The organism is Candidatus Fukatsuia endosymbiont of Tuberolachnus salignus (assembly GCF_964030845.1).
Lineage (GTDB): Bacteria > Pseudomonadota > Gammaproteobacteria > Enterobacterales > Enterobacteriaceae > Fukatsuia > Fukatsuia symbiotica.
This window is the reverse complement of the sequence record NZ_OZ034983.1, coordinates 15,620-37,133: the sequence shown is the minus strand read 5'-3', so window position 1 is coordinate 37,133 and position 21,514 is coordinate 15,620. Positions and strand designations below refer to the sequence as shown.

Sequence of the window (21,514 nt, the reverse complement as noted above, 5' to 3'; positions counted from 1 at the left end):
ATATGTTATTTCTGATTTTCATAATCAACTGATACGGCGCCTGCTATAGCATTCATGTAGGAATGTTGTTAAAAATCTCCTGAACAAGGAGCCCCCATGAAATATGAACAAATAAAGGTATTGGAAGAGGAAAAATTTCGGCGCTTAACCGGAGTTAAACGCAGTACATTTGAAAAGATGATAAAGATATTGAATGAAGCAGATAAATGTAAGCAAGGGAAAGGAGGTCGGAAACCCAAGCTGGGTTTAGAAGATCGCTTATTAATGGCCCTTGAGTATCTACGGGAATATCGCACTTATTTTCATGTTAGCCGAAGCGATGGGGTGAGTGAGAGCACCTGCTATGAAACGATTAAATGGATAGAAAATACGCTAATAAAGCATCCTGATTTTGCACTCCCTGGACGCAAAGCTTTATTAAAAAGTGATAGGGAGTATGAGCTCGTTCTTATTGATGCCACAGAAACGCCGATTGAACGTCCCAAAAAAAACAAAAGCAGTTTTACTCAGGAAAAAAGAAACGACCCACCTTAAAAACCCAAGTGATCGTCGATAAAAAAAGCAAAGCAGTCATCTGTACAAGCTTTACTCATGGGAGGCGTCATGATTTTAGGTTGTTCAAAGAGTCTGGCGTGCGAATACATCCTGAAATCAAAACAGTGACAGATACAGGTTACCAAGGGCTTGGCAAGATCCATTCAAACTCGGCGTTGCCTAAGAAAAAGACAAAGAAAAATCCCTTAACAAAAGAAGATAAACGCAACAATCGTGAGTTATCAAGCCAGCGTGTATTAAACGAAAATGTCATTGGTATGATTAAACGATTTAAAATCGTATCAGATCGTTATCGAAACAGGCGAAAACGTTTTGGATTACGATTTAATCTGATTGCAGCAACTTATAACATGGAAATTAGATAAATCAGAGTTTCCGAAGAGGTCTAATGAATACCAAAAAACGCTTGTCTGTGGTGATGATCACCAAAAATGAAGCGCCCTTATTGATTGACTGTCTACTTTCCGTTGCTTGGGCCGATGAGATAGTGGTGCTCGATTCAGGCAGTCAGGATAATACCCTACTCTTAGCTCAACATCATGGTGCAAAGGTCTATACAAATACCGATTGGCAAGGTTTTGGCAAACAGAGGCAATTAGCACAGCAATACGCCACCAGTGACTATATTTTTATGATCGATGCTGATGAAAGAATGACCCCCGAATTAAAAATCGCCATCGAAACGGTGCTCACGACGGCCAATAACAACGCAGTTTATAGCTGTAGCCGACGTAACCTTTTTTTAGGGCGATTTATGCGCCATGGTGGTTGGTATCCCGACCAGGTTACCCGTTTATATCCTCGTCAACACTATCAGTATAATGATCACGCTGTGCATGAATCACTAAATTGTGATCCCGCCGAAGTAACACCTCTCAACGGTAATCTGCTGCATCTGACCTGTCGCGATTTTTGTACCTTTCAACGAAAGCAACTTAGTTATGCCGAGGCCTGGGCAGTTCAGCGTTATCAACAAGGCAAAAGCTGTCATTATCTCACCATTTTTGCTCATGCTATCGGCGCTTTTTGTCGAACATGGTTATTACAGGCAGGGTTTCTCGATGGTAAACAAGGTTTGTTACTCGCTTTCGTTAATGCACAATATACTTTTAATAAATACACCACCCTATGGTCATTACATGATCAACAAAAAAGAAAACAACAATAGACTTCTTTCAAAACTGTCACGGGTGGTGTGAAGTCAAAGCATTCGACACGCAGTAACTGCGCGGTACATGCCAGCACAAGAGATTTCGAACAGGTTCTAATAACAAACGAGCAATCATGACTACTCAAGCGATTTATCCTGGTACATTCGATCCCATCACCAATGGACACCTAGATTTAGTGACACGTGCCGCCACTCTATTCGAGAAGGTTATTGTGGCAATTGCTGTCAGTTCCACTAAGCAGCCGCTGTTTACTCTGGAAGAGCGTATTGCACTGGCAAAAGATGTCACTCGTACTCTTAAAAATGTCGAAGTTATTGATTTTAATGGATTAATGGTTAATTTTGCGCAAGAAAAAAAAGCCAATATCTTAATCCGTGGGCTACGTTCTGCTACAGATTTCGACTATGAATGCCAGCTAGCAAAGATGAATCGCCATTTGATGCCAGAGTTAGAAACCCTGTTCCTGTTGCCCTCGGAAAAATATTCATTCATCTCTTCAGCATTGGTAAAAGAAGTCGCCTTCCACGGTGGCGATATCGTTTCTTTTCTTCCTGCCTCCGTTACACAAGCCTTGTTAGCCAAGGTGGCGCGTTAATAGACTTCTTGCGAAACCTACCTATGTGTTTGTAAATACGTGCTGCAAATTCTGTGTTACCTGGTGCTCGCAATCCTCATGTACTCGCATATACCGCGCAGTGACTGCGCGCCAGGTGCCTTGACTTCGTAGCATTCACCACGGTTTTGCAAGAAATCTAATGCTGGCAGTGACGACAAAAAAAGGTGCTGCGTTGCCCCTGTTTCGCTATTTCAATGACATGTGCACACTGATGACAATGTTCGCCCGCACGACCATAAACCTGTAACTGTTGGGCAAAATAGCCCGGTTTGCCGTCCGATTGTAAAAAATCACGTAACGTGGTTCCCCCTTGCTCGATGGAACCGAGTAACACCGCCTTGATAGTGCTTACCAATAGACTGCTTTCGCTTTTCGTTAATGAACCTGCCGGACGTTCAGGTAAAATCCCAGCAAAAAATAACGATTCACTGGCGTAAATATTGCCCACACCCACCACAATTTTATTGTTCATCAACCAGGGCTTAATCAGCGTACGTTTACCTCGAGACTTTTCAAATAGATAGTGCTCGTTAAATTCTGTGGTCAAAGGCTCTACCCCTAACTGTGCGAAAACACGGCAGCTAGCGAGATTTTCAGCCCATAACCAGGCACCAAAACGGCGTGGATCGTTATAGCGCAATATTTTGCCATTACTTATCACCAAATCAATGTGATCATGCTTTTCGGCCGCCGTCCCCTGTGGTAGCACGCGCAGGCGACCGGACATACCAAGATGAATAATAATCCAGCCCGCTGGCAGTTCGAGCAGCAGATATTTGGCACGACGCTGTACACTTAAGACTATTTGATCAGTCAGCCTGAGGATCTCATCGGAAATCGGCCAACGTAGACGGGGGTCCCTGATTATTGCACACAGGATTGTTTGGCCGACAAGATACGGCTCTATCCCGCGGCGACTGGTTTCAACTTCAGGTAATTCCGGCATGTCAATTCTGCTCTCTTGCCCACAGGTATAACGATAGATAAATCTCTCGTAGTCTAAATAACGATCACTGTTGATCCTGCATTTCTGGCAGCTATAAAAAGACAAATAGCAATAATTATGCCAGCTCTCCTCTAACCAACGGAACAAAACGCACCATTTCTATCAGCTCAATAGAAAATTTATTGTGGCGCTTAACCACTTTTTTTAACGTTTGATTTTTCTCTCCGACCGGTAGTACTAATATCCCCTCTTCATCCAATTGCTGTAATAACAGGGGTGGAATTTCTGGCGGCGCCGCGGTGACAATGATGGCATCAAAGGGTGCACGCGATGCCCACCCTTGCCAGCCATCACCGTGGCGGGTAGAAACATTGTGCAGATCCAATAGTTTAAGCCGACGTTTCGCTTGCCATTGTAACCCTTTGATACGTTCAACCGAGCAGACATGTTCCACCAAATGCGCCAGAATTGCTGTCTGATAACCAGAGCCCGTGCCAATTTCCAATACCCGTGAAGTTTTGGTTAACTGTAGCAATTCTGTCATAAGCGCCACCATATAAGGTTGCGAGATCGTTTGTCCTGAGCCTATTGGTAACGCTATATTTTCATAAACCTTGTGGGCAAGCGCTTCATCGACAAAATGTTCACGTGGTACTGCTTCGATAACTTGTAATAAGCTTTCATCGCGGATACCTTGTTGGCGCAGTTGCATGAGCAAAGTCCGCATATTTTTTATCATTCCATTTACTATCCTTCGATCAACAAGAGGCAATCAACAGGGCAATAGCTTCACAGGCGATACCTTCCTCACGTCCGATAAAACCCAGTTTTTCTGTGGTCGTGGCCTTAATACTAATATCATCCTTATGGCATTGCAGAACCTTCGCGAGATTATCCCGCATCTGCGGAATATAAGGTGCCATTTTAGGTGCTTGTGCAATAATGGTGGCATCAATATTAGCCAGACGATAACCTTTTTCACTAACACGATCGTAAGCTTTACGTAGTAAAACAGAGCTATCGATATCTTTTAACAAGGGATCAGTATCAGGAAATAATTGACCGATATCCCCGAGAGCAGCAGCGCCGAGTAATGCATCAATAACAGCGTGCAATAATACGTCACCGTCAGAATGCGCCAATAAGCCCTGTTTATAAGGAATAGCGACAGCGCCAATCATCAACGGCTTCTTACCGCCAAATTTATGTACATCAAAACCCTGTCCTACCCGTATCATTTTTACTCCTGATGATCTCTATAGGTTAAATAAAATTCGGCCAAGGCCAGATCTTCTGGGTATGTCACCTTAATATTATCAGATCGACCATTGATTAATTGTGGATAATAGCCACAATATTCCAGCGCAGCAGCCTCATCCGTTATCTCTGCTTTTTCATCGATAGCACGTGATAAGCAGGTTTTCAACAATTCAAACGGGAAAAACTGCGGCGTGAGAGCATGCCAAAGCTGTTGCCGCTCTACGGTGTGAGCGATGGTCGCCCTAGCCGCAACAGGCGCTATAGCCCGTTTCATGGTGTCGCGTACCGGTGTTGCTAATATGCCCCCGATCTTGCTGTGCCCAATAATGTTCAACAAAAGATCCAAATCGTCACCATGCAAACAAGGACGCGCGGCATCGTGGACAAGAACCCACATGGATTTCTTTGCGTTTTTTTCTACATGTCGTAACGCCGCCATCACCGAATCAGCACGCTGATCACCACCGTGAACTACGCTGATTTTGGCATTACCTGCAATCGGTAAAGAGTGAAATCGATCATCCTGCCGGTTAAGCACCACAATAATACGTTGCACAATCGGATGATACAGCAGGATCTCAATCGCATGTTCAAGTATCGTTTTACCTCTAAGCATTAGATATTGCTTAGGACAGGCAGTTTGCATACGACTGCCAATTCCGGCAGCGGGCAGTACAGCAATCACTTCAGAAAGAGAATTCATCTTTTATTATCTTGTTTTACCTTATTCCTTGATTGTTCAGGAACCAGACGATAAAAACTTTCATTGGGTTTAATCATTCCCAATTCATTGCGCGCACGTTCTTCGATCGCCTCTCGACCAATATTTAAATCACCGATTTCCGCAAACAGCTGATCGTTACGCACTTTAAGTTTATGGTTATCGCTCTCTTGCGCCATAACATAATTTCTGACACGGATAAAATCGTGAACACCGTTCTTGCCCAGCCATAGTGAATATTGTAGCCAGCCAAGCAAAATTAATAATAGCAGCGTAAGCTTTCCCATCTTCGCCCCCTAAAAACCGAGCAATCATCCCACAAGTTTTTCTCGGACTCCACTCTGAGAGCGAAATCCCCTCGAAAATGCAGATTAAGAACGATTTTGAGCAAAAAATCCATATAATTAGTCGAAATAGCGGATAAAACCCAATGACAAAAAAATGGATAAATAAGCTGTATCAAAGGTAGTAAAATCGAAGGGTGGTCAAAGAATAAACTGCGCTTTTTCGCCCATTCTCTCCTCGTCTTAGCGGCCGCTCAAGAGATTCGGAACAGGCTCTAACACATTAATAAATTTGGCGGTTAGGTTGGCCGGCTTTTAATAAACCCTGTTGATCCGCATTATTACAGGTAGTAAAGCCGCCCGCGGTGACCAGCCCCTGTGGATTGAAGGCAACATAAAAAGGTGTAGATTCACCCTCTTTCTGTAACACGTAATCAAAGCATGTCCCACTGCCATTGCGGATGGTTTGACTCTGTCTAGGCTGACCACCTACCTGTAAAACATGTTGTTTGGTTGCACCCACTTTTGACGCCTCAGTCACCAGAGGTTCACTACCAAAATTTTTAATCAGTGAGAAACCAGTACAACCGACCAATGTGACGACACCGCAAACGATCATGACTTTCTTCATATGTAATCCAGATATATTTAGTAGACTTCTTGCAAAACCGTAACGAGTGGTGTGAAATCAAGGCGCCCGGCGCGCAATAACTGCACGGCACAACAAGTACATGCACCGCGTACACCGCATTTACATCACGCAGTAGGCTATACAGAAGTCGAGTTAAAAAAACAAACCTTCCAGCCTCTCTAACTATAGAATAAGAAAATGGATACTAACATTATTTAATGATTTTCGTTGACCGCTTATTAATTTCTTTTCACGTTTTTTTGTAACCTGTTCCAAATCTTTTTCGTTGTGCTCTGACGAGGAAAAAATGAGCGAAAAAGCACAGTTTACTCTTTGTATACAATAAGAAAGGGAGTCAATGAACATTTTGAGCGCGTTTTTGAAGAATTACTTGACCAAAACACGGCACGCACAAGAAATTTCGAATAGGTTCTTATAATACGGAGCAAGTATTGATGCAAAATTCAGCAAATTTAGCAATAATTTGCGATTTTTTAGACCAACAGCACGTATTGACCCTGTGTGCTAGTCAGGCTGCCGATATGTGGTGTGCCAACTGTTTTTACCTCTTTGATCAACAGGACATGAGGTTATATCTGATGACAGAACCGACCACTCGCCACGCCGAATTAATGCAACTCAATCCACGGGTGGTTGGTACCATTGCCAACCAACCCGATGACCCGAGATTGATTAAAGGTATCCAATATCGTGGTGATATTGCCGTGTTAACCAGTGAAGATAAACACATCCGCAAACGTTATTGTCAACGTTTCCCAGTAGCAAAAACGGCTGTAACACCCCTCTGGCAACTTCGTCTGTTAGAAATAAAAATGACAAATAATGAGCTGGGCTTTGCTAAAAAATTGTTCTGGGCTCGCTAAAGAGCCGGTTCCAACTCTTTTTCGTTGTGCTCAGACGAGGAAAAAATGGGCGAAAAAGCGCGGTTTATTCTTTGTCAACAAAAGGGAGTCAATGAGCATTTGGAGCCCGTTTTTGACGAATTACTTGACCAAAACACGACGAGCACAAGAGATTTCGGACAGGTTCTAAAAGCTGAAAGCCACTTACTGGCTTTCAGCATCACACAGCTATGTTATTTTTCCTCTATCTTATCGACATTATCGCTTTTCTTGCTGAAATGACGGCGGATCACCACGAAGAACACTGGCACAAAGAAGATCGCCAATACCGTTGCGCTAACCATACCACCCATCACGCCAGTACCCACTGCATTTTGTGCACCAGAACCGGCACCACTGCTGACAACCAACGGCATAACACCAAGTATAAAAGCCAAAGAAGTCATAAGAATCGGCCGGAGGCGTATGCGAACAGCTTCAAGGGTCGATTCAACCAGACCTTTGCCTTCTTTTTCCATCAATTCTTTGGCAAATTCAACTATCAAGATAGCATTTTTGGCAGATAACCCAATAGTCGTTAGTAAACCAACCTGAAAGTAAACATCGTTGTCTAATCCACGTAAAGCAGTGGCCAGCAATGTACCAATAATCCCTACCGGTACTGCTAACATCACTGAAAACGGAATCGACCAGCTTTCATACAGTGCAGCCAGACAGAGAAATACCACAACCAGAGAAACAGCGTACAGCACGGGGGCTTGACTACCCGATAGTTGCTCCTGATAGGACATCCCACTCCATTCATAACCTATACCAGCGGGGAGCTTTGCTGCTAACTCCTGCATCAGATCCATCGCTTCACCGCTACTTTTACCCGGCGCGGCTTCCCCTAAAATCTGCATCGATGGTCGAGTATTATAGCGTTCCAGTCGTGGAGATCCGTATTCCCACTTTGTACTTGAAAAGGCAGAGAACGGCACCATTTTGCCTGCGCTATTCCGCACGTACCACTTATCGATATCGCTTGGTAACATACGAAATGGCGCATCGGCCTGAACGAAAATTCTCTTGATTCGACCACGGTCAATAAAATCGTTCACATAACTGCCACCTAAAGCAGACTCGAGAGTGGTATTAATATCCGAGATACTAATGCCAAGCGCCTGAGCTTTCTCCTGATCCACCTTAATTTTGAACTGGGGTGTATCTTCCAAACCATTCGGTCTGACAGCCACCAACACATCAGGATGTTGTGCTGCCATAGCTAATAACTGATTACGTGCTTCCGTCAGTTTTTGATGCCCCAAATTCCCTTGATCAATCAGCTGAAAATCGAAACCTGTCGCGGTACCTAGTTCGACAATAGCAGGGATGTTAAAGGCGAATACCAAGCCATCTTTAATACCTGCAAAAGCCTGAGCGGCACGATTGACAACCGCATGAACTGTATTTTCTTTTCCTGGACGTTCATCCCGATCTTTCAAACTGATAAATGCCAAACCCACATTTTGGCCCTGCCCACTGGAACCAAAACCGTTAATCGTAAGAACTGAGTCAACGGCATTTTGAGCCAGGTAATAATCAGTGACTTGTTCAAGTACTTTCTCAGTACGTTGTTGTGTCGCTCCCGCGGGGAGTTGAGCCAGAGTCAATAATACCCCCTGGTCTTCTTCTGGTAGAAAAGAGGCTGGCAAACGCAACAGCAGCACGACAATACCCATGATAATAAACAGATAAATCACTAAATAACGGCCGGTACCACGCAGAATATGACTCACACTATCACTGTAATGTTGCGTGCTTTTGGCAAATAGACGATTAAACCAGCCGAAAAAACCACGTTCTACGCCGTGGCTACCTTTAGCGAGAGGCTTGAGCATGGTTGCACATAAAGCGGGAGTCAGGATAAGCGCCACTAAGACCGATAGCATCATGGCAGAAACGATAGTAATCGAAAATTGCCGATAAATTGCACCGGTAGAACCGTCGAAAAAGGCCATAGGGACAAATACCGCAGACAAAACCAGTGCAATTCCCACCAAAGCGCCTTGGATCTGCCCCATCGCTTTTTTGGTTGCGGCTCTTGGTGACAATCCTTCCTCTTGCATAACGCGTTCGACGTTCTCTACCACGACGATGGCATCATCGACCAACAAGCCAATAGCCAGCACAACACCAAACATCGTGAGCGTATTTATCGAGTAGCCGAATGAATAAAGGATAGCGAAAGTGCCCAGCAATACCACCGGAACCGCAATAGTTGGGATCAAGGTTGCTCGAAAGTTTTGTAAAAATAGGTACATTACCAAGAAAACAAGGATAATGGCCTCAACCAGTGTTCTTACCACTTCATTAATGGAAGCTTTCACAAATGGCGTGGTGTCATACGGATGAACTACTTTCAAACCCTGTGGAAAAAATTGCTGCAATTTGTCTAATTCTGCTCTTACTGCCGCGGCGGTCTTCAAAGCGTTAGCCCCGGTCGCTAATTTAATACCGAGACTTGCCGCCGGTTTGCCGTTATAACGTACAATCACATTATAGTTTTCAGAGCCCAGTTCCACGGTAGCGACATCTTCTAAGCGTACTTGTGAACCATCAGTATTCACTTTCAATAAGATCCGGCCAAACTCTTTTGCTGAAGTCAAACGGGTTTGAGCGATAATTGAAGAGTTAAGTTGTTGACCCGGTACTGCCGGAGTACCGCCGAGCTGCCCCGCAGCAACCTGGCTATTTTGTACTCGAATGGCATTAATCACCTCCACGGAGGTGAGTTTAAACCTGTTTAATTTATCCGGATCCAGCCAGATACGCATTGCGTTCTGTGCGCCGAAAAGAGGCGCATCACCCACACCCGATATTCGACTGATAGGATCCCTAATATTAGTCGCTATGTAGTCAGCAATATCTTCTTGCCGCATGGAACCATCTTCAGAAACAAAGCTAGGAAACATTAAGTAAGTATCGTTAGATTTTTCGACGCTGACACCTTGCTGCTGTACTTGATGTGGTAACAGCGGGATAGCCAGCTGTAATTTGTTCTGGACTTGTACCTGTGCGATATCTGGATCGGTGCCCGGTTTAAATGTCAGGAGGATTTCTACGTTGCCTGAATAGTCACTACTAGAAGATAAATACAGCAGATTATCGATACCATTCATATTCTGTTCGATAATTTGTGTCACTGTACTTTGCACCGTGGCTGCATCGGCACCCAAATAATTGGTCGATATTGCAATAGAAGGTGGTGCAATAGTTGGGTACTGCGCTACTGGCAATTTCATTATCGCAAACCCACCCACCAACATAATCATGATGGCGATAACCCAGGCAAAAATGGGACGATCTATAAAGAAATTAGTCATGAACTGGCGGCTCCTATTGAAATTTCTGTCACCTGTCTTTTATTCACTGGCGTTAGGAACCGCTGTGGCTGCTGAATTATTAACTTCTTGTGCTTTGACTGCAACACCGGGTTTAATTTTCTGTAAACCCGTTACAATGACACGGTCGCCCGGCTGCAATCCGGCAGTAACCAACCACTTATCACCAATAGCCTGTGCTGTTGTCAGCTCACGCAACTCTACTTTGTCATCTTTATTTACCACCATTGCGGTTGCGTCACCACGTGGATTACGGGTGATACCCTGTTGTGGTACTAGCAAGGCATCAGCTCTTACGCCTTCATCCAAGCGTGCTCGGACAAACATCCCTGGCAACAGGGAGCCATCATGATTGGGGAAAACAGCGCGCAGCGTAATGGAGCCGGTACTTTCATCGACGGTAACATCAGAAAATTTCAGGGTACCCGTTAGCGGATGTTCCCTACCATTTTCCAATAACAGATGTACCTTGGCTTTACCATTTTCCTGTTTCAACACGCCGTTCGCTAACTCTTTTTTCAAACGCAAAAAGTCATCACTCGATTGTGTGACGTCCACATACATGGGATCAAGTTGCTGAATGGTTGTCAAAGCGGTGGCCTGCCCATTGGTCACTAATGCTCCCTTTGTAACAGATGACTTTCCACTACGCCCAGTAATAGGTGAAATCACTTTGGTATAAGCTAAATTGATGCGTGCAGTTTCCAGACTCGCCTTGGCACCGAGCACCGCCGCATTAGCCTGCAGCAGGGAAGAAGATGCCTGATCGTACTCTTGCTTACTGATATAATTTGTGCCCAACAGGGGCTTATAGCGATTCACCGTCAAACGCGCGATTTCAGCAGCGGCCTGTGCTTTGGTCAAATCACCTTTGGCACTGTTATAAGCAGCATGATAAACCGCAGGATCGATCTGATACAACGAAGTACCAGCGGCAACCTCGCTGCCTTCGACATAGTTACGTTTCAGGATGATACCGCTCACTTGAGGGCGGACTTCAGCTACAAGGGATGGTAATGTACGACCAGGAAGCTCGGTAGTCATTTTGATGTCTTGTGCTTGTACAGTCACGATACCGACTTCAGGTACCGGTGGTACAGAGGTACTTTGTGAAGTCTCTTTATCATTACATCCTATAAGTACCAAGCCACTAACCAGTATCAGAACTGCAACCGGAGGTATTGTTTTTCTTGTTCTACTCATATAAGCCTCAAGTATCCGATCTGTTATCTATCAATAGACCTTTTGCAAAACCTACCACACGCTGTAAATCCTATGTTACCTGGTACTCGCAATCCCCATATACTCTCGGTACCCCCTGCGGTTGCTACACGCCAAGGCGCCTTGACTTCGCATAACGAACGGCGGTTTTGCAAGAAACCTAATGGATAGCCAGTTTTAAAAATCCACGGCGCCATGAAGCATAGAATACTTTAGCAATTATCAGTGTGTAAAATTAAAACTCTGCTTAATATTATCGGACACTACTATAGCTTCTAGGAACCTGTTCGGAATCTTTTGTGCTCGCTGTTCTTTGGTCAAGTAATTCGTCAAAAACGAGCTAAAAATGCTCATTGACTCCCTTTTTGTGTCAAAGAACAAACTGCACTGTTTCGCCCATTTTCTCCTCGTCTGAGCACAGCGAAAAAGATTTGGAACAGGCTCTAATGGCCAGCATCATACCTACTCAGACTATTTGCTCAATTATAGAATGAGAATGCTGTCTATCCAGTTTTTCTTGACAATCTCGCCGCACAATGGTCAGAGCAGCTAACGCTGTTTCCGGTGCTATTTCGTTACATTCCAGCAAATAGATCAGATCTACCGCCAATTGTATTTCTGGAGAAGCCCGCTCTACCGACTCAGGTGAAGCCTGTTCTATTAACATAAAAGCCAACATTAATTTTATTAGTTTGCGGTATACAAATGTCGAACAAAGAAGCGAAGGCACTGCCAATGTTCAATGTAACCGTTATTATAGGTAATAACGTACAGCAGTAACGTGAATCATTAAACAAATGTGATAAATGTTCAAAACTCATTTTCTTGTTCCTCAATATTTTTTTCAATGTGAAGCAATGCTTGACGACAACATGCCAACCTACCTTCTATCACATCTAGTTCTTTCCGTATCCGCTGCTGTTCTGAAGAGTGGATCTGTTGAGCTAATTGATTTTCTTTATCCTCTATCATTGCTATTAAACGACGCTCATACCCCTGATGTTCAGCCAATTTATCGTAAGGATTTTGCGTCATTGTCTGTGGTAACAGATTTTTTTTTAGCTGTATTTGCGTCGCCAATTCACTCTGTAATGCTGCAACCTGTGCAACCAGTTTTTCCGCTAGGAACGTCACCTGTGGTAAACGATTTTCTGCCACAACCTGTTTCAGTTGAATGAGATTGCTACGCATTTCTAGCAAGTAATCTCGCAAACGGGTACCATGACGACTAAACAAACCGTGGTCGAAACGCGTTTGTGGAACAGGAACACTGCCCTGTGGATCAATTCTTTCCGATAGGGTTTCAATTTGGCTGGTCAGCACTTGTAATAGTTCTTCTGTTTTCATTGATGTTCGCCTTTTGGGAGGTTACAGCTTTATAAAAAATCTACGGTATAACACATTTTTATCAGGTACAAATTATGACCATAATCGCACCAACCTTAGAACAGCAAATTGAATTCATTAAAGAAAATATTAAAACTGTCCCCCATTATCCAAAGTTTGGCGTATTTTTCCGCGACATTACCAGTCTGTTGGCTAATGCAAAGGCTTACGCTGCTAGTATTGACCTATTAGTCAAACATTATCAGGAAGCTAACATCACTAAGGTTGTAGGTACTGAGGCTCGTGGTTTTTTATTTGGTGCGCCGGTTGCACTCTCTCTAGGCGTGGGTTTTATTCCGGTCCGTAAAGCGGGTAAGCTGCCACGTGAAACTCTCTGTGAAAGCTATAGCCTGGAATATGGCACTGATAGGCTGGAGATCCACCGTGACAGTATCAAATCTGGAGATAAAGTGCTGGTCATTGACGATCTGTTAGCAACGGGCGGCACTGTCGCAGCCACAGTAAAATTGATTCGTCAACTAGGTGGTAAAGTGGATGATGCGGCTTTTATCATTCATTTACCCGAATTGGGTGGCAAAGAGCGCTTAGAACAACAGAATGTTAATTGCTATAGCTTGGTTTCGTTCATCTGATGGTTAATCTGTAAACCTCGAATTTTCACGGCACTAGGTTCTTCAGATTGCAGGCCGTAGCGGCTAAATACCCATCACTTGTTGGCTGATTGATTCTTTATTATAGTTATTGACGTCTTTTTAGCCGATTAAACTAGGCCGTGCTTTACAAGTCACTCTGCACTGTTTATAGTGCCCCCCGTTCGTTGTGGAGGGGTGGCCGAGTGGCTGAAGGCAACGGTCTTGAAAACCGTCGACGGGCAACCGTTCGTGAGTTCGAATCTCACCTCCTCCGCCAAAAAAAACACTTCTCAGCGCTTCTGCTAAAATTTCAAATTCTAACGTGGTAGATCCTTGCAAAACCTGCTAAACGCGCTCAACATGCTCATTGACTCCCTTTTTGTATACAAAGAACAAACTGCGCTTTTTCCTCGTCTGAGCGTCGCTCAAGAAAATTTGGAACAGGTTCTAACACTACGGTTGCTGCACACCAGGCACCTTAACTTCGTATGACGAACTTACGGTTTTGCAAGAGGTTTAATCAGAAAGTCAGGTAAAATAAATGCAAAACAGCTGCCCACACCAATTTCACTTGTAATATCCAGGTTGCTATCATGATGGTGCAACGCGTGTTTAACAATGGCCAACCCCAGCCCACTACCTCCAGTGTTCCGCGAACGTGCTTTGTCTACCCGATAAAAACGTTCAGTCAATCGTGGGAGGTGTTCCACGGCAATCCCCTGCCCATTATCACTCACCTGAAACTGTGCGCCTTGCGGCACGCGTTGCCAGGAAACCTCAATTCTGGTTCCGGGGGCTGTATGGTCAATTGCGTTATAAACTAGGTTGGAAACTGCGCTACGTAGCTGATCTTCATTACCAAAAACGTTAAGCTGTCTATCAATAGTGAAGATGATTTGATGACGTCCATTACTGAGTGTTTCAACTTCATGCTGTAATATTTGCAGCATCATTGTCATATCCACCCGCTCATTGATGTCAGTGTTGGGTGCTGTCTCGATCCGTGACAAAGTTAATAATTGCTTGACCAAAATTTCCATCCGTTTGGTTTGTTCTTCCATGGTTGTTAATACCTTATCTCGTAAAGCATTCTCTAATTCCTGATCTCGTATCATTTCGAGGTAACCTCGCAGTACCGTCAATGGTGTGCGCAGTTCATGGCTAACATTGGCAAAAAATTTACGTCTGGTGCTTTCCAGCTGGATCATCTGGGTGACGTCACGAGCGACCAACAGCAATTGCCCTGCAGAATATGGCATGACACGACATTCTACGTAATGGCCATTATTCAATTGTAACGTCAACGGCAGGCAGAATACTTGCTGGCGCATATAATCGCCGAATTCTGGATAACGTAGTAAATTAAGAATATTCTGACCATTGTCTTCCGGCCAGCGGAATCCCAATAACTGTTGTGCCAAACCGTTACACCAAAAAATATTACCTTCAATGGTCGTGATCACTAACGCATCAGGCAGCGATTCGGCACCACTACGGAAACTTTTAATCAACAAAGCTAACTCACGTCGCCGCCTGCGATTGCGCAGTTGCATTTGATAAAGGCCATAGAATAATGGCGCCCAATTCCAATGCCCCGTAGGGGGCGTCATGCTTCGATCCAACCACAACCAATGAGAAAGTTTAAGCTGGTTATAGAAATTCCACAGCAGGACAGCGAGTACTGAAATCAGCAGTAACCAGGGGAGATAGCCAATAAACAGCCCGGTTAATAGGGCGGGTAGACAAAAAAAAACCAACTCTAACATCAGTTTTTTCAATGATAAGCGTTCTAACACAACAACGTCTCCGGCATCGAAAATTTACAGAGCCCTTGCGAAAGTTTTTAGCTTTCACCAGAGGTTTAATAGCGTGTTGAAAAACGGTACCCGGTCCCCCGTACCGTCTGTATCATTTTGTCATAGCCATCTGTTTCAAGCACCTTTCGTAGCCGGCGGATATGTACATCGACAGTGCGATCCTCAACATAAACGTTAGTGCCCCAAACATAATTTAACAATTGTTCACGACTGTAAACCCGTTCAGGACGTGTCATAAAGAAATGCAGTAACTTGAATTCAGTAGGCCCCATGGATAATACCTGATCATTCACCATGACCCGATGTGAGGATGGATCCAGAATCAAGCCTTGCATTTCAATTACCTTTTCAATTGCCGTCGAAGCAATACGGCGCATAACTGCTTGAATACGTGCCACCAGCTCTCTAGGTGAAAAAGGTTTCGTAATGTAATCATCGGCACCGAGTTCTAGCCCGCGTACCCGATCTTCCTCTTCACCACGAGCAGTCAACATCATTACTGGAATATCCCGGGTTAAAATTGCGTGTTTTATATATTTAATAAACTGAATACCAGAGCCTCCAGGTAGCATCCAGTCAAGAAGTATCAAATCAGGAAAAGGTTCGGTAAGACATGCCACCGCGTTATCATAGTTTTCGGCTTCTAATGGCTGGTAGCCATTTTTCTGCAGCAAAAAACACAGCATCTCTCGAATTGGCGCTTCATCTTCTATCACTAGTATGCGTTTTGCCATTATTCATCCTGTCAGCTAATTTACATAATGACATAAAAACGGCAGACCCTGAGGTCTGCCTCTATCCCGATTACAAGAAGTAATCTTGAAGATTTCGTAATAGGCTCTAAGAAGTTAATGACTTAGCAGGAACACGAACGAAATCAATATGCGTGAGCTTAGGCTTGAACGGATGACGCTGAACTGCCTGTACCTGAACTTCGATTTCTTCTCCGTCGATCGCTAGAACCAGCGTTTCACCATAAAAACCGGGTTTCAATTCGGCATGTTTAGTGCTGTCATGGTCGAGAGTGATAGAAATCGGCTGTTTCGAATCACCATAAATAATTGCCGGAAATTTATTTTCTGCACGCAGGCGGCGGCTCGCACCCTTCCCCTTCACATTGCGTACATCTGCGTTAATAATGATCATTTTTTTCTCTTAAGTAAGGAATATCACTCTGCCACAGGCGACCCAGCAGCAGGTCAAGTAGTCGTCTTTACGGTAAAAAAACCGCGAGTAAAGCCGGCGGCATTCTAGCGAAAGATTGTTCAGGCGGCAAACGAAACCATAGATCACCGGGCTATTATAGGATCCTTGTCTTGGGATCAAGGCTGAAACGTCCCCTATAGCGCCACTTGTTAGATTCATTTTTTAATTTCTGAGCGCACCTCTTTTCCGTATCAGGTGAAGCTGTTTGCTGTACAGTTCCTTGTGCAGCGCATATTTTTATGATACCGATGAAAGGGTAAGGCTCCCACGAAGATTTACAGTCACCACCAAAAGCCAAAGAAGGCATTAGCAATAATAAGAGGGATAATACTTTTAATAGCATCTTTATTTTTTTCATGAAGAGCCCCTTTATTCTTCGTCATGATTTGATATGCACTGAATTTCTGTCGATTAGAATCTGTTCCAAATCTTCTTGAGCGACGCTCAGACAAGGAAAAAATGGGCGAAAAAGCACAGTTTACATAGAGTAAATGAGCATTTTGAGCCCGTTTTTGACGAAGTATCAGCGAGCACAAAGGATTTCGAACAGATTCTCACAAGTATAGTCATTGATGGCTATCATGGTGGCGGACCACGACAAAATCAAAATCGGGCAACAGTGTCTGTTATTTAAATCTCACGGATTATATGATGTAACATTAGACTTCTTGCAAAACCGTAACGAGTAGTGTGGAATCAAAGCGCCCGGAGCACGGTACCTGGCTAAAACAGTCCGTCAAAGATCGTAGGCCAGGTGATTGGGTCACAACGCAACAACAGGCAAATTGGATCAATGCGATTGGATAAATTTTTATCCCAACAGTTAGGGATGAGCCGTACACGGGTTGCACGGCAGTTACGGGCAAAGCATGTCACGATAGATGGTGCACCTGCTAGAAATGGAGCCATTAAACTGACGCCTGATCAAAAAGTCGTCTTTGATGGTGATCTGCTGCAACAGCAAGCTAGATCGCGTTATTTCATGCTGAACAAACCACAGGGCTATATCTGTTCTACAGAAGACCCCAATCACACAACAGTACTCCATCTTCTTGATGAACCTACTGCTCACAAACTTCATACTGCCGGACGTTTAGATATTGATACAACAGGCCTCGTTTTAATCACCGATGATGGTCAGTGGTCACACCGTATTACTGCGCCAAAACACAAATGTGAAAAAACCTATTTGGTCACCCTGGCACAACCCAATGCAGAAGACACTGCTCAACATTTTGCTGAGGGTGTGCAACTACACAATGAAAAATCATTGACAAAACCTGCACAACTTATCGTTATTGAACCACAATTAGTACGTTTGACCCTCAGTGAAGGGCGTTATCACCAGGTAAAACGCATGTTTGCGGCTGTTGGCAACCATGTCACTGGTTTACACCGTGAACGGATCGGAGAAATTATTCTGGATGACGATCTTGCCCCTGGTGAATATCGCCCGCTGACTGAACAAGAAATTGCCAGTATTAAATAACATGTTGTTGATAATAAACAGTGGAGGCACCCTTTAGTATGCAGAAAAACCAGGTTTCTCATATCGGATTGATTTTTATCCTTGGTCTGCTTTCCATGCTGATGCCGCTGGCGATTGACATGTATCTGCCGAGTATGCCGACCATCGCTAACGAATTCGGTGTAACAGAAGGCAGTGTACAAATGACGCTCAATACTTATGTGTTGGGATTTGCTATCGGGCAGATATTTTACGGGCCAATGGCGGATAGTATCGGACGTAAGCCAGTGATATTGTGGGGAACATTAACATTCGCCGGTTCCGGTATTGCCTGTGCATTAGCACAATCAATTGAGCAATTAATTACTTTGCGTTTACTGCACGGTGTATCAGCGGCAGCGGCGAGTGTGGTGATCAGCGCGCTAATGCGTGATATTTTCACTCAAAAAGATGATTTTTCACGGATGATGTCATTTGTAACCCTAGTCACTACCATGGCACCCTTGCTGGCACCGATGATTGGCGGACTGTTATTGCTATGGTTTAGCTGGCACGCCATTTTTTGGACTATATCGGCAGCAGCGTTAATCGGCACCCTACTGGTAGCCATCTATATCCAGGAGACGCTACCTCCTTCACAGAGACAAAAGTTTCATTTGCGTACTACCCTGCACAACTTTGCCTCTTTATTCCGTCATAAACGGGTACTGAGCTACATGTTGTCGAGTGGTTTTTCAGTTGCTGGTATGTTTGCTTTCCTTAGCGCGGGGCCTTTTGTTTATATTGATTTAAATGGTGTGTCTCCACAACATTTCGGATTTTATTTTGCGCTGAATATCGTTTTTTTATTCCTGATGACCTTGATTAACAGCCGAAATGTGAAGCGCTTTGGGGCAATGAATATGTTACGCTTTGGGCTGTTAATTCAATTAATAATGGGGATCTGGTTACTGGTAGTCTGTATTATTGGCCTTGGTTTTTGGGCATTGGTCTTGGGTATCGCCGCTTACGTGGGATGTATTGCAATGGTTTCATCCAATGCAATGGCAGTCGTCCTCGATGATTTTCCGCATATGGCAGGAACAACGGCTTCTCTGGCGGGAACATTGCGTTTTAGTATTGGAGCACTCGTGGGTACTTTGCTTTCTATCGCGCCAGTGAGTAGCGTTTGGCCGATGGTTGGCTCAATAACATTCTGTATTATCACCGCGGTCTCTCTTTATTTTTACGCAAGTCGATCGAGAGACAATAAATGATCAAAATAGACTTAAAACATCGTGATCACATTAACTTCGTCTATGGCTATTAAGCACTCTACGTCCAGCATAATAGCGTTTGTGCCAATATTGATCATTAAGGCTGGATATGGTTACGCCAATACTGGCGGACGCAATGCCAAATTGCTCTCGGAAAGTCAGTTGAACAAAAGCAGAGCAATCAACCCCTTTTTTACTGCTGCCACCGAAACGATAGCGTACTGCTTTCCAACCTGCATATTGTTTTAGAATTTTTGCCTTGATCTGAACATTGCGAACTCCTGTTTCGAATTCACTTTGTGAGCTGTAGAATGAAAGCCGACTCTGTGCCGTTTGCCGCTTTTGTAGCTTTGGCGAGCTACAAGCGGATAATATTGCAACAACAGTAATCAGAATGATCGTCCGCAAGCCATATTTCATAACAATTTGAGGTTTAATCATGCAACGGCTTTCCTTTTACTTCTTGATGACTATATACAAATAGACAACAAAAATGATTAAAATTCTTCTAAATTTGAAGAAATATTTAATAAGTTATAGCAGATAAAAAAGTAAAATACCGCTGTAGTGGATTACTTATAAAAATTCATCGTATTCGTTACAGCATATCGAGTAAAAAATAATCACCAGGATGGCGATTTTATGGCTTAGTCGCCAGATATTAGATTTCTTGCAGAAGTACTCGCATCGAGAAAAATACGGGAAAGGAAGCATGGGCAATGACACCTGATGCTCTGATAACTATGTTTCCGTTTTACTCTATCAGATGGTGTTATTAAAGTTATACTGGATTTTTACAGGACAATAATAAGGCTACATAAATCATCACATATTGACAATTGTTTTACAATTGCATAAGCGTTTTTTGATATTGTTATAATAGCGTGATGGGTAATATCCTCTGACATATAAATACAATATTGAGGTTATTATGCCGAACGTATCACAATCATCACCATTAATAGTTAGCAGACCTGTACCCAGTTCCAACTCTCCTACAGCAGAAGGGGAAACTCTATTTAATACGATGAAATTTGCAGGAAATATTGCAGGAAATATTCCAGAAAGAATGCCCAAAATTATGACTGGTAGCGAAACAGCTAAAACAACAAAAAAAACAGCGGTAAGAGTCAAAGCTCCAGATGCAAGAATCCCCGAGCGCGTGGGTAACAGCTTCCCACGTCAAACGACACACACACAGATGGTGGTTCAGGATGGAAACACTCCAGCATCTAAATCTGGAACACCAAAACGTGTACCTTCTGAAAAAACTGAAGTAATAAAAGTATCTCAATCGAAGCCTAGTACGACCGCACAAATGGGGGTTAAGGGTGAAAACACTACAACACCTAAATCTAGAATACTACGGCGCATACCTTCTGACACAGAGAGCCAAAAAAATGGCATAAAAAATACAACTGCTGCAGGAATTAGTAACAATAAAATTATAAGAAGTGCAACATTTATTCTTACAGCTCCATCCGCACCTCTTAACATAGTGCCAAAAATTGAAGAATCAAATAGCGTACCTACACAGAGTCTAACTCATACAACAAGTAAGACAGGAATAAAAGCCAATATACAAAAAAATGCAGCGCCAAAAACATCAAAACCAATACAACATAAAACAGAAATAAATGAACCATCGAAGAATACGAGTTCGGTACCTGAGCAACATGCTGATTTGATGGCTATATTCAAAGGAAAAAACTCCCCTCATAGTATTAAAAGAGAGCTACAAGTAGCCGAAAGAAGAAATGTTAAATGTACTATGAATAATGGAAACAAGAAAATATTTGAAGATTTTCTCAAACGTATTATACAACCTACGTATATTTCGTATGTTAAAGACTTAATCAATAATCCTGATAATATTAAAAAATCATCATTTAAAGAAATACCTTTATCTGAGATGTTGTTCAAGTCTGCGAAAAATAACTAGCGTTAAATTTAAAACAATGATCAGCATAAAACCGTGGTGTATTCATGACTACGGTTTTTTTCTTAGTTAAGCAATTAACCCCCCCCCATATTGACCGAGCCAAGGATCTACACAGGATATAACAGCACCGGATGTTGACAATTGTTTTACAATTGCATAAGCGTTTTTTGATATTTTCATAATAAGATTATAGA

23 protein-coding genes and 1 tRNA gene are annotated in these 21,514 nt (G+C 43.4%); 9 read left to right on the top strand and 15 right to left on the bottom strand.

All coding sequences use genetic code 11. From position 1 onward, the window contains the following. The first annotated feature begins 96 nt into the window (after nucleotides 1-96). The 3 genes from AAHH42_RS00180 to coaD all read left to right on the top strand — a co-directional run bounded on the left by AAHH42_RS00180 (nucleotide 97) and on the right by coaD (nucleotide 2,322). Nucleotides 97-920, top strand: a protein-coding gene (locus tag AAHH42_RS00180; RefSeq protein WP_342221453.1) for an IS5 family transposase whose coding sequence is annotated in 2 segments (ribosomal slippage) — nucleotides 97-484 and nucleotides 484-920 — 825 coding nt in all. Because the reading frame shifts where the segments join, the coding sequence is not laid out codon by codon here. 23 nt (nucleotides 921-943) lie between these two features. Next, entirely contained in the window at nucleotides 944-1,723 is a 780-nt protein-coding gene (locus AAHH42_RS00175; RefSeq protein ID WP_072550434.1) for a glycosyltransferase family 2 protein, read from the top strand. Nucleotides 1,724-1,839: 116 nt separating this feature from the next. Further along, nucleotides 1,840-2,322, top strand: a complete 483-nt coding sequence (gene coaD / locus AAHH42_RS00170; protein WP_072550435.1) for a pantetheine-phosphate adenylyltransferase — start codon at nucleotides 1,840-1,842, stop codon at nucleotides 2,320-2,322. Nucleotides 2,323-2,479: 157 nt separating this feature from the next. Here the strand turns inward: coaD and mutM are convergent, their stop codons facing one another. The 6 genes from mutM to osmE all read right to left on the bottom strand — a co-directional run bounded on the left by mutM (nucleotide 2,480) and on the right by osmE (nucleotide 6,185). Beyond that, nucleotides 2,480-3,289, bottom strand: a complete 810-nt coding sequence (mutM, locus tag AAHH42_RS00165) for a bifunctional DNA-formamidopyrimidine glycosylase/DNA-(apurinic or apyrimidinic site) lyase (RefSeq protein WP_072550436.1) — start codon at nucleotides 3,287-3,289, stop codon at nucleotides 2,480-2,482. A gap of 115 nt (nucleotides 3,290-3,404) precedes the next feature. After that, a complete protein-coding gene (locus tag AAHH42_RS00160; protein ID WP_072550437.1) occupies nucleotides 3,405-4,028 on the bottom strand; it encodes a protein-L-isoaspartate(D-aspartate) O-methyltransferase in 624 nt (207 codons plus the stop codon). 19 nt (nucleotides 4,029-4,047) lie between these two features. Beyond that, on the bottom strand, nucleotides 4,048-4,524 hold the full coding sequence (gene ispF, locus AAHH42_RS00155; RefSeq protein WP_072550469.1) for a 2-C-methyl-D-erythritol 2,4-cyclodiphosphate synthase: 477 nt from the start codon (nucleotides 4,522-4,524) through the stop codon (nucleotides 4,048-4,050). A 5-nt stretch (nucleotides 4,525-4,529) separates the two neighbouring features. Next, nucleotides 4,530-5,252 (bottom strand): 2-C-methyl-D-erythritol 4-phosphate cytidylyltransferase, encoded by a 723-nt coding sequence (ispD, locus tag AAHH42_RS00150; protein ID WP_072550438.1) that lies wholly within the window; start codon nucleotides 5,250-5,252, stop codon nucleotides 4,530-4,532. Then, a complete protein-coding gene (gene ftsB / locus AAHH42_RS00145) occupies nucleotides 5,249-5,557 on the bottom strand; it encodes a cell division protein FtsB (RefSeq protein ID WP_072550439.1) in 309 nt (102 codons plus the stop codon). The genes ispD and ftsB overlap by 4 nt, the downstream gene beginning before the upstream one ends. Nucleotides 5,558-5,837: 280 nt before the next feature. After that, the gene (gene osmE / locus AAHH42_RS00140) at nucleotides 5,838-6,185 is read right to left on the bottom strand and encodes an osmotically-inducible lipoprotein OsmE (RefSeq protein WP_342221452.1); all 348 of its coding nucleotides are present in this window, start codon (nucleotides 6,183-6,185) and stop codon (nucleotides 5,838-5,840) included. Nucleotides 6,186-6,640: 455 nt separating this feature from the next. Here osmE and AAHH42_RS00135 point away from each other — a divergent pair, with 455 nt between their 5' ends. Beyond that, nucleotides 6,641-7,069 carry a YhbP family protein gene (locus AAHH42_RS00135; protein ID WP_072550440.1) on the top strand — a complete coding sequence of 143 codons (429 nt, stop codon included), beginning with the start codon at nucleotides 6,641-6,643 and terminating at the stop codon, nucleotides 7,067-7,069. Between the two features lie 212 nt (nucleotides 7,070-7,281). Here AAHH42_RS00135 and AAHH42_RS00130 read toward each other — a convergent pair whose 3' ends face one another. The 4 genes from AAHH42_RS00130 to priC all read right to left on the bottom strand — a co-directional run bounded on the left by AAHH42_RS00130 (nucleotide 7,282) and on the right by priC (nucleotide 12,999). Next, nucleotides 7,282-10,413 carry an efflux RND transporter permease subunit gene (locus AAHH42_RS00130; RefSeq protein WP_342221451.1) on the bottom strand — a complete coding sequence of 1,044 codons (3,132 nt, stop codon included), beginning with the start codon at nucleotides 10,411-10,413 and terminating at the stop codon, nucleotides 7,282-7,284. 39 nt (nucleotides 10,414-10,452) lie between these two features. Beyond that, nucleotides 10,453-11,634 carry an efflux RND transporter periplasmic adaptor subunit gene (locus AAHH42_RS00125; protein WP_072550442.1) on the bottom strand — a complete coding sequence of 394 codons (1,182 nt, stop codon included), beginning with the start codon at nucleotides 11,632-11,634 and terminating at the stop codon, nucleotides 10,453-10,455. Nucleotides 11,635-12,118: 484 nt separating this feature from the next. Beyond that, nucleotides 12,119-12,319, bottom strand: a complete 201-nt coding sequence (rsmS, locus tag AAHH42_RS00120; protein WP_119797681.1) for a pleiotropic regulatory protein RsmS — start codon at nucleotides 12,317-12,319, stop codon at nucleotides 12,119-12,121. A 143-nt stretch (nucleotides 12,320-12,462) separates the two neighbouring features. Continuing rightward, nucleotides 12,463-12,999, bottom strand: a complete 537-nt coding sequence (gene priC / locus AAHH42_RS00115) for a primosomal replication protein PriC (protein ID WP_342221450.1) — start codon at nucleotides 12,997-12,999, stop codon at nucleotides 12,463-12,465. Nucleotides 13,000-13,073: 74 nt separating this feature from the next. On the opposite strand from priC, the gene apt reads away from it, so the two are divergent. Together apt and AAHH42_RS00105 are read left to right on the top strand one after the other, a co-directional pair. Then, nucleotides 13,074-13,631: an adenine phosphoribosyltransferase gene (gene apt / locus AAHH42_RS00110; protein ID WP_072550444.1), complete on the top strand. Its 558-nt coding sequence runs from the start codon at nucleotides 13,074-13,076 to the stop codon at nucleotides 13,629-13,631. Nucleotides 13,632-13,820: 189 nt separating this feature from the next. Beyond that, nucleotides 13,821-13,908, top strand: a tRNA-Ser gene (locus AAHH42_RS00105). Nucleotides 13,909-14,128: 220 nt separating this feature from the next. Here AAHH42_RS00105 and phoR read toward each other — a convergent pair. The 4 genes from phoR to AAHH42_RS00085 all read right to left on the bottom strand — a co-directional run bounded on the left by phoR (nucleotide 14,129) and on the right by AAHH42_RS00085 (nucleotide 17,012). Then, a complete protein-coding gene (gene phoR / locus AAHH42_RS00100) occupies nucleotides 14,129-15,427 on the bottom strand; it encodes a phosphate regulon sensor histidine kinase PhoR (RefSeq protein ID WP_342221449.1) in 1,299 nt (432 codons plus the stop codon). Nucleotides 15,428-15,492: 65 nt separating this feature from the next. Continuing rightward, complete coding sequence (gene phoB, locus AAHH42_RS00095) at nucleotides 15,493-16,182, bottom strand: phosphate regulon transcriptional regulator PhoB (RefSeq protein ID WP_072550446.1); 690 nt, start codon at nucleotides 16,180-16,182, stop codon at nucleotides 15,493-15,495. Between the two features lie 106 nt (nucleotides 16,183-16,288). Then, nucleotides 16,289-16,594, bottom strand: a complete 306-nt coding sequence (gene rplY, locus AAHH42_RS00090; protein WP_072550447.1) for a 50S ribosomal protein L25 — start codon at nucleotides 16,592-16,594, stop codon at nucleotides 16,289-16,291. Between the two features lie 154 nt (nucleotides 16,595-16,748). Then, nucleotides 16,749-17,012 carry a hypothetical protein gene (locus AAHH42_RS00085; RefSeq protein ID WP_072550448.1) on the bottom strand — a complete coding sequence of 88 codons (264 nt, stop codon included), beginning with the start codon at nucleotides 17,010-17,012 and terminating at the stop codon, nucleotides 16,749-16,751. A 435-nt stretch (nucleotides 17,013-17,447) separates the two neighbouring features. On the opposite strand from AAHH42_RS00085, the gene rsuA reads away from it, so the two are divergent. Beyond that, the gene (gene rsuA / locus AAHH42_RS00080; protein WP_072550450.1) at nucleotides 17,448-18,143 is read left to right on the top strand and encodes a 16S rRNA pseudouridine(516) synthase RsuA; all 696 of its coding nucleotides are present in this window, start codon (nucleotides 17,448-17,450) and stop codon (nucleotides 18,141-18,143) included. A 38-nt stretch (nucleotides 18,144-18,181) separates the two neighbouring features. Next, entirely contained in the window at nucleotides 18,182-19,378 is a 1,197-nt protein-coding gene (locus AAHH42_RS00075; protein WP_342221448.1) for a Bcr/CflA family multidrug efflux MFS transporter, read from the top strand. A gap of 30 nt (nucleotides 19,379-19,408) precedes the next feature. Here AAHH42_RS00075 and AAHH42_RS00070 read toward each other — a convergent pair whose 3' ends face one another. Then, nucleotides 19,409-19,819 carry an NlpC/P60 family protein gene (locus AAHH42_RS00070; RefSeq protein WP_342221447.1) on the bottom strand — a complete coding sequence of 137 codons (411 nt, stop codon included), beginning with the start codon at nucleotides 19,817-19,819 and terminating at the stop codon, nucleotides 19,409-19,411. Between the two features lie 490 nt (nucleotides 19,820-20,309). Here AAHH42_RS00070 and AAHH42_RS00065 point away from each other — a divergent pair, with 490 nt between their 5' ends. Then, nucleotides 20,310-21,320 carry a hypothetical protein gene (locus AAHH42_RS00065; protein WP_162860087.1) on the top strand — a complete coding sequence of 337 codons (1,011 nt, stop codon included), beginning with the start codon at nucleotides 20,310-20,312 and terminating at the stop codon, nucleotides 21,318-21,320. The last annotated feature ends 194 nt before the right edge of the window (nucleotides 21,321-21,514 follow it).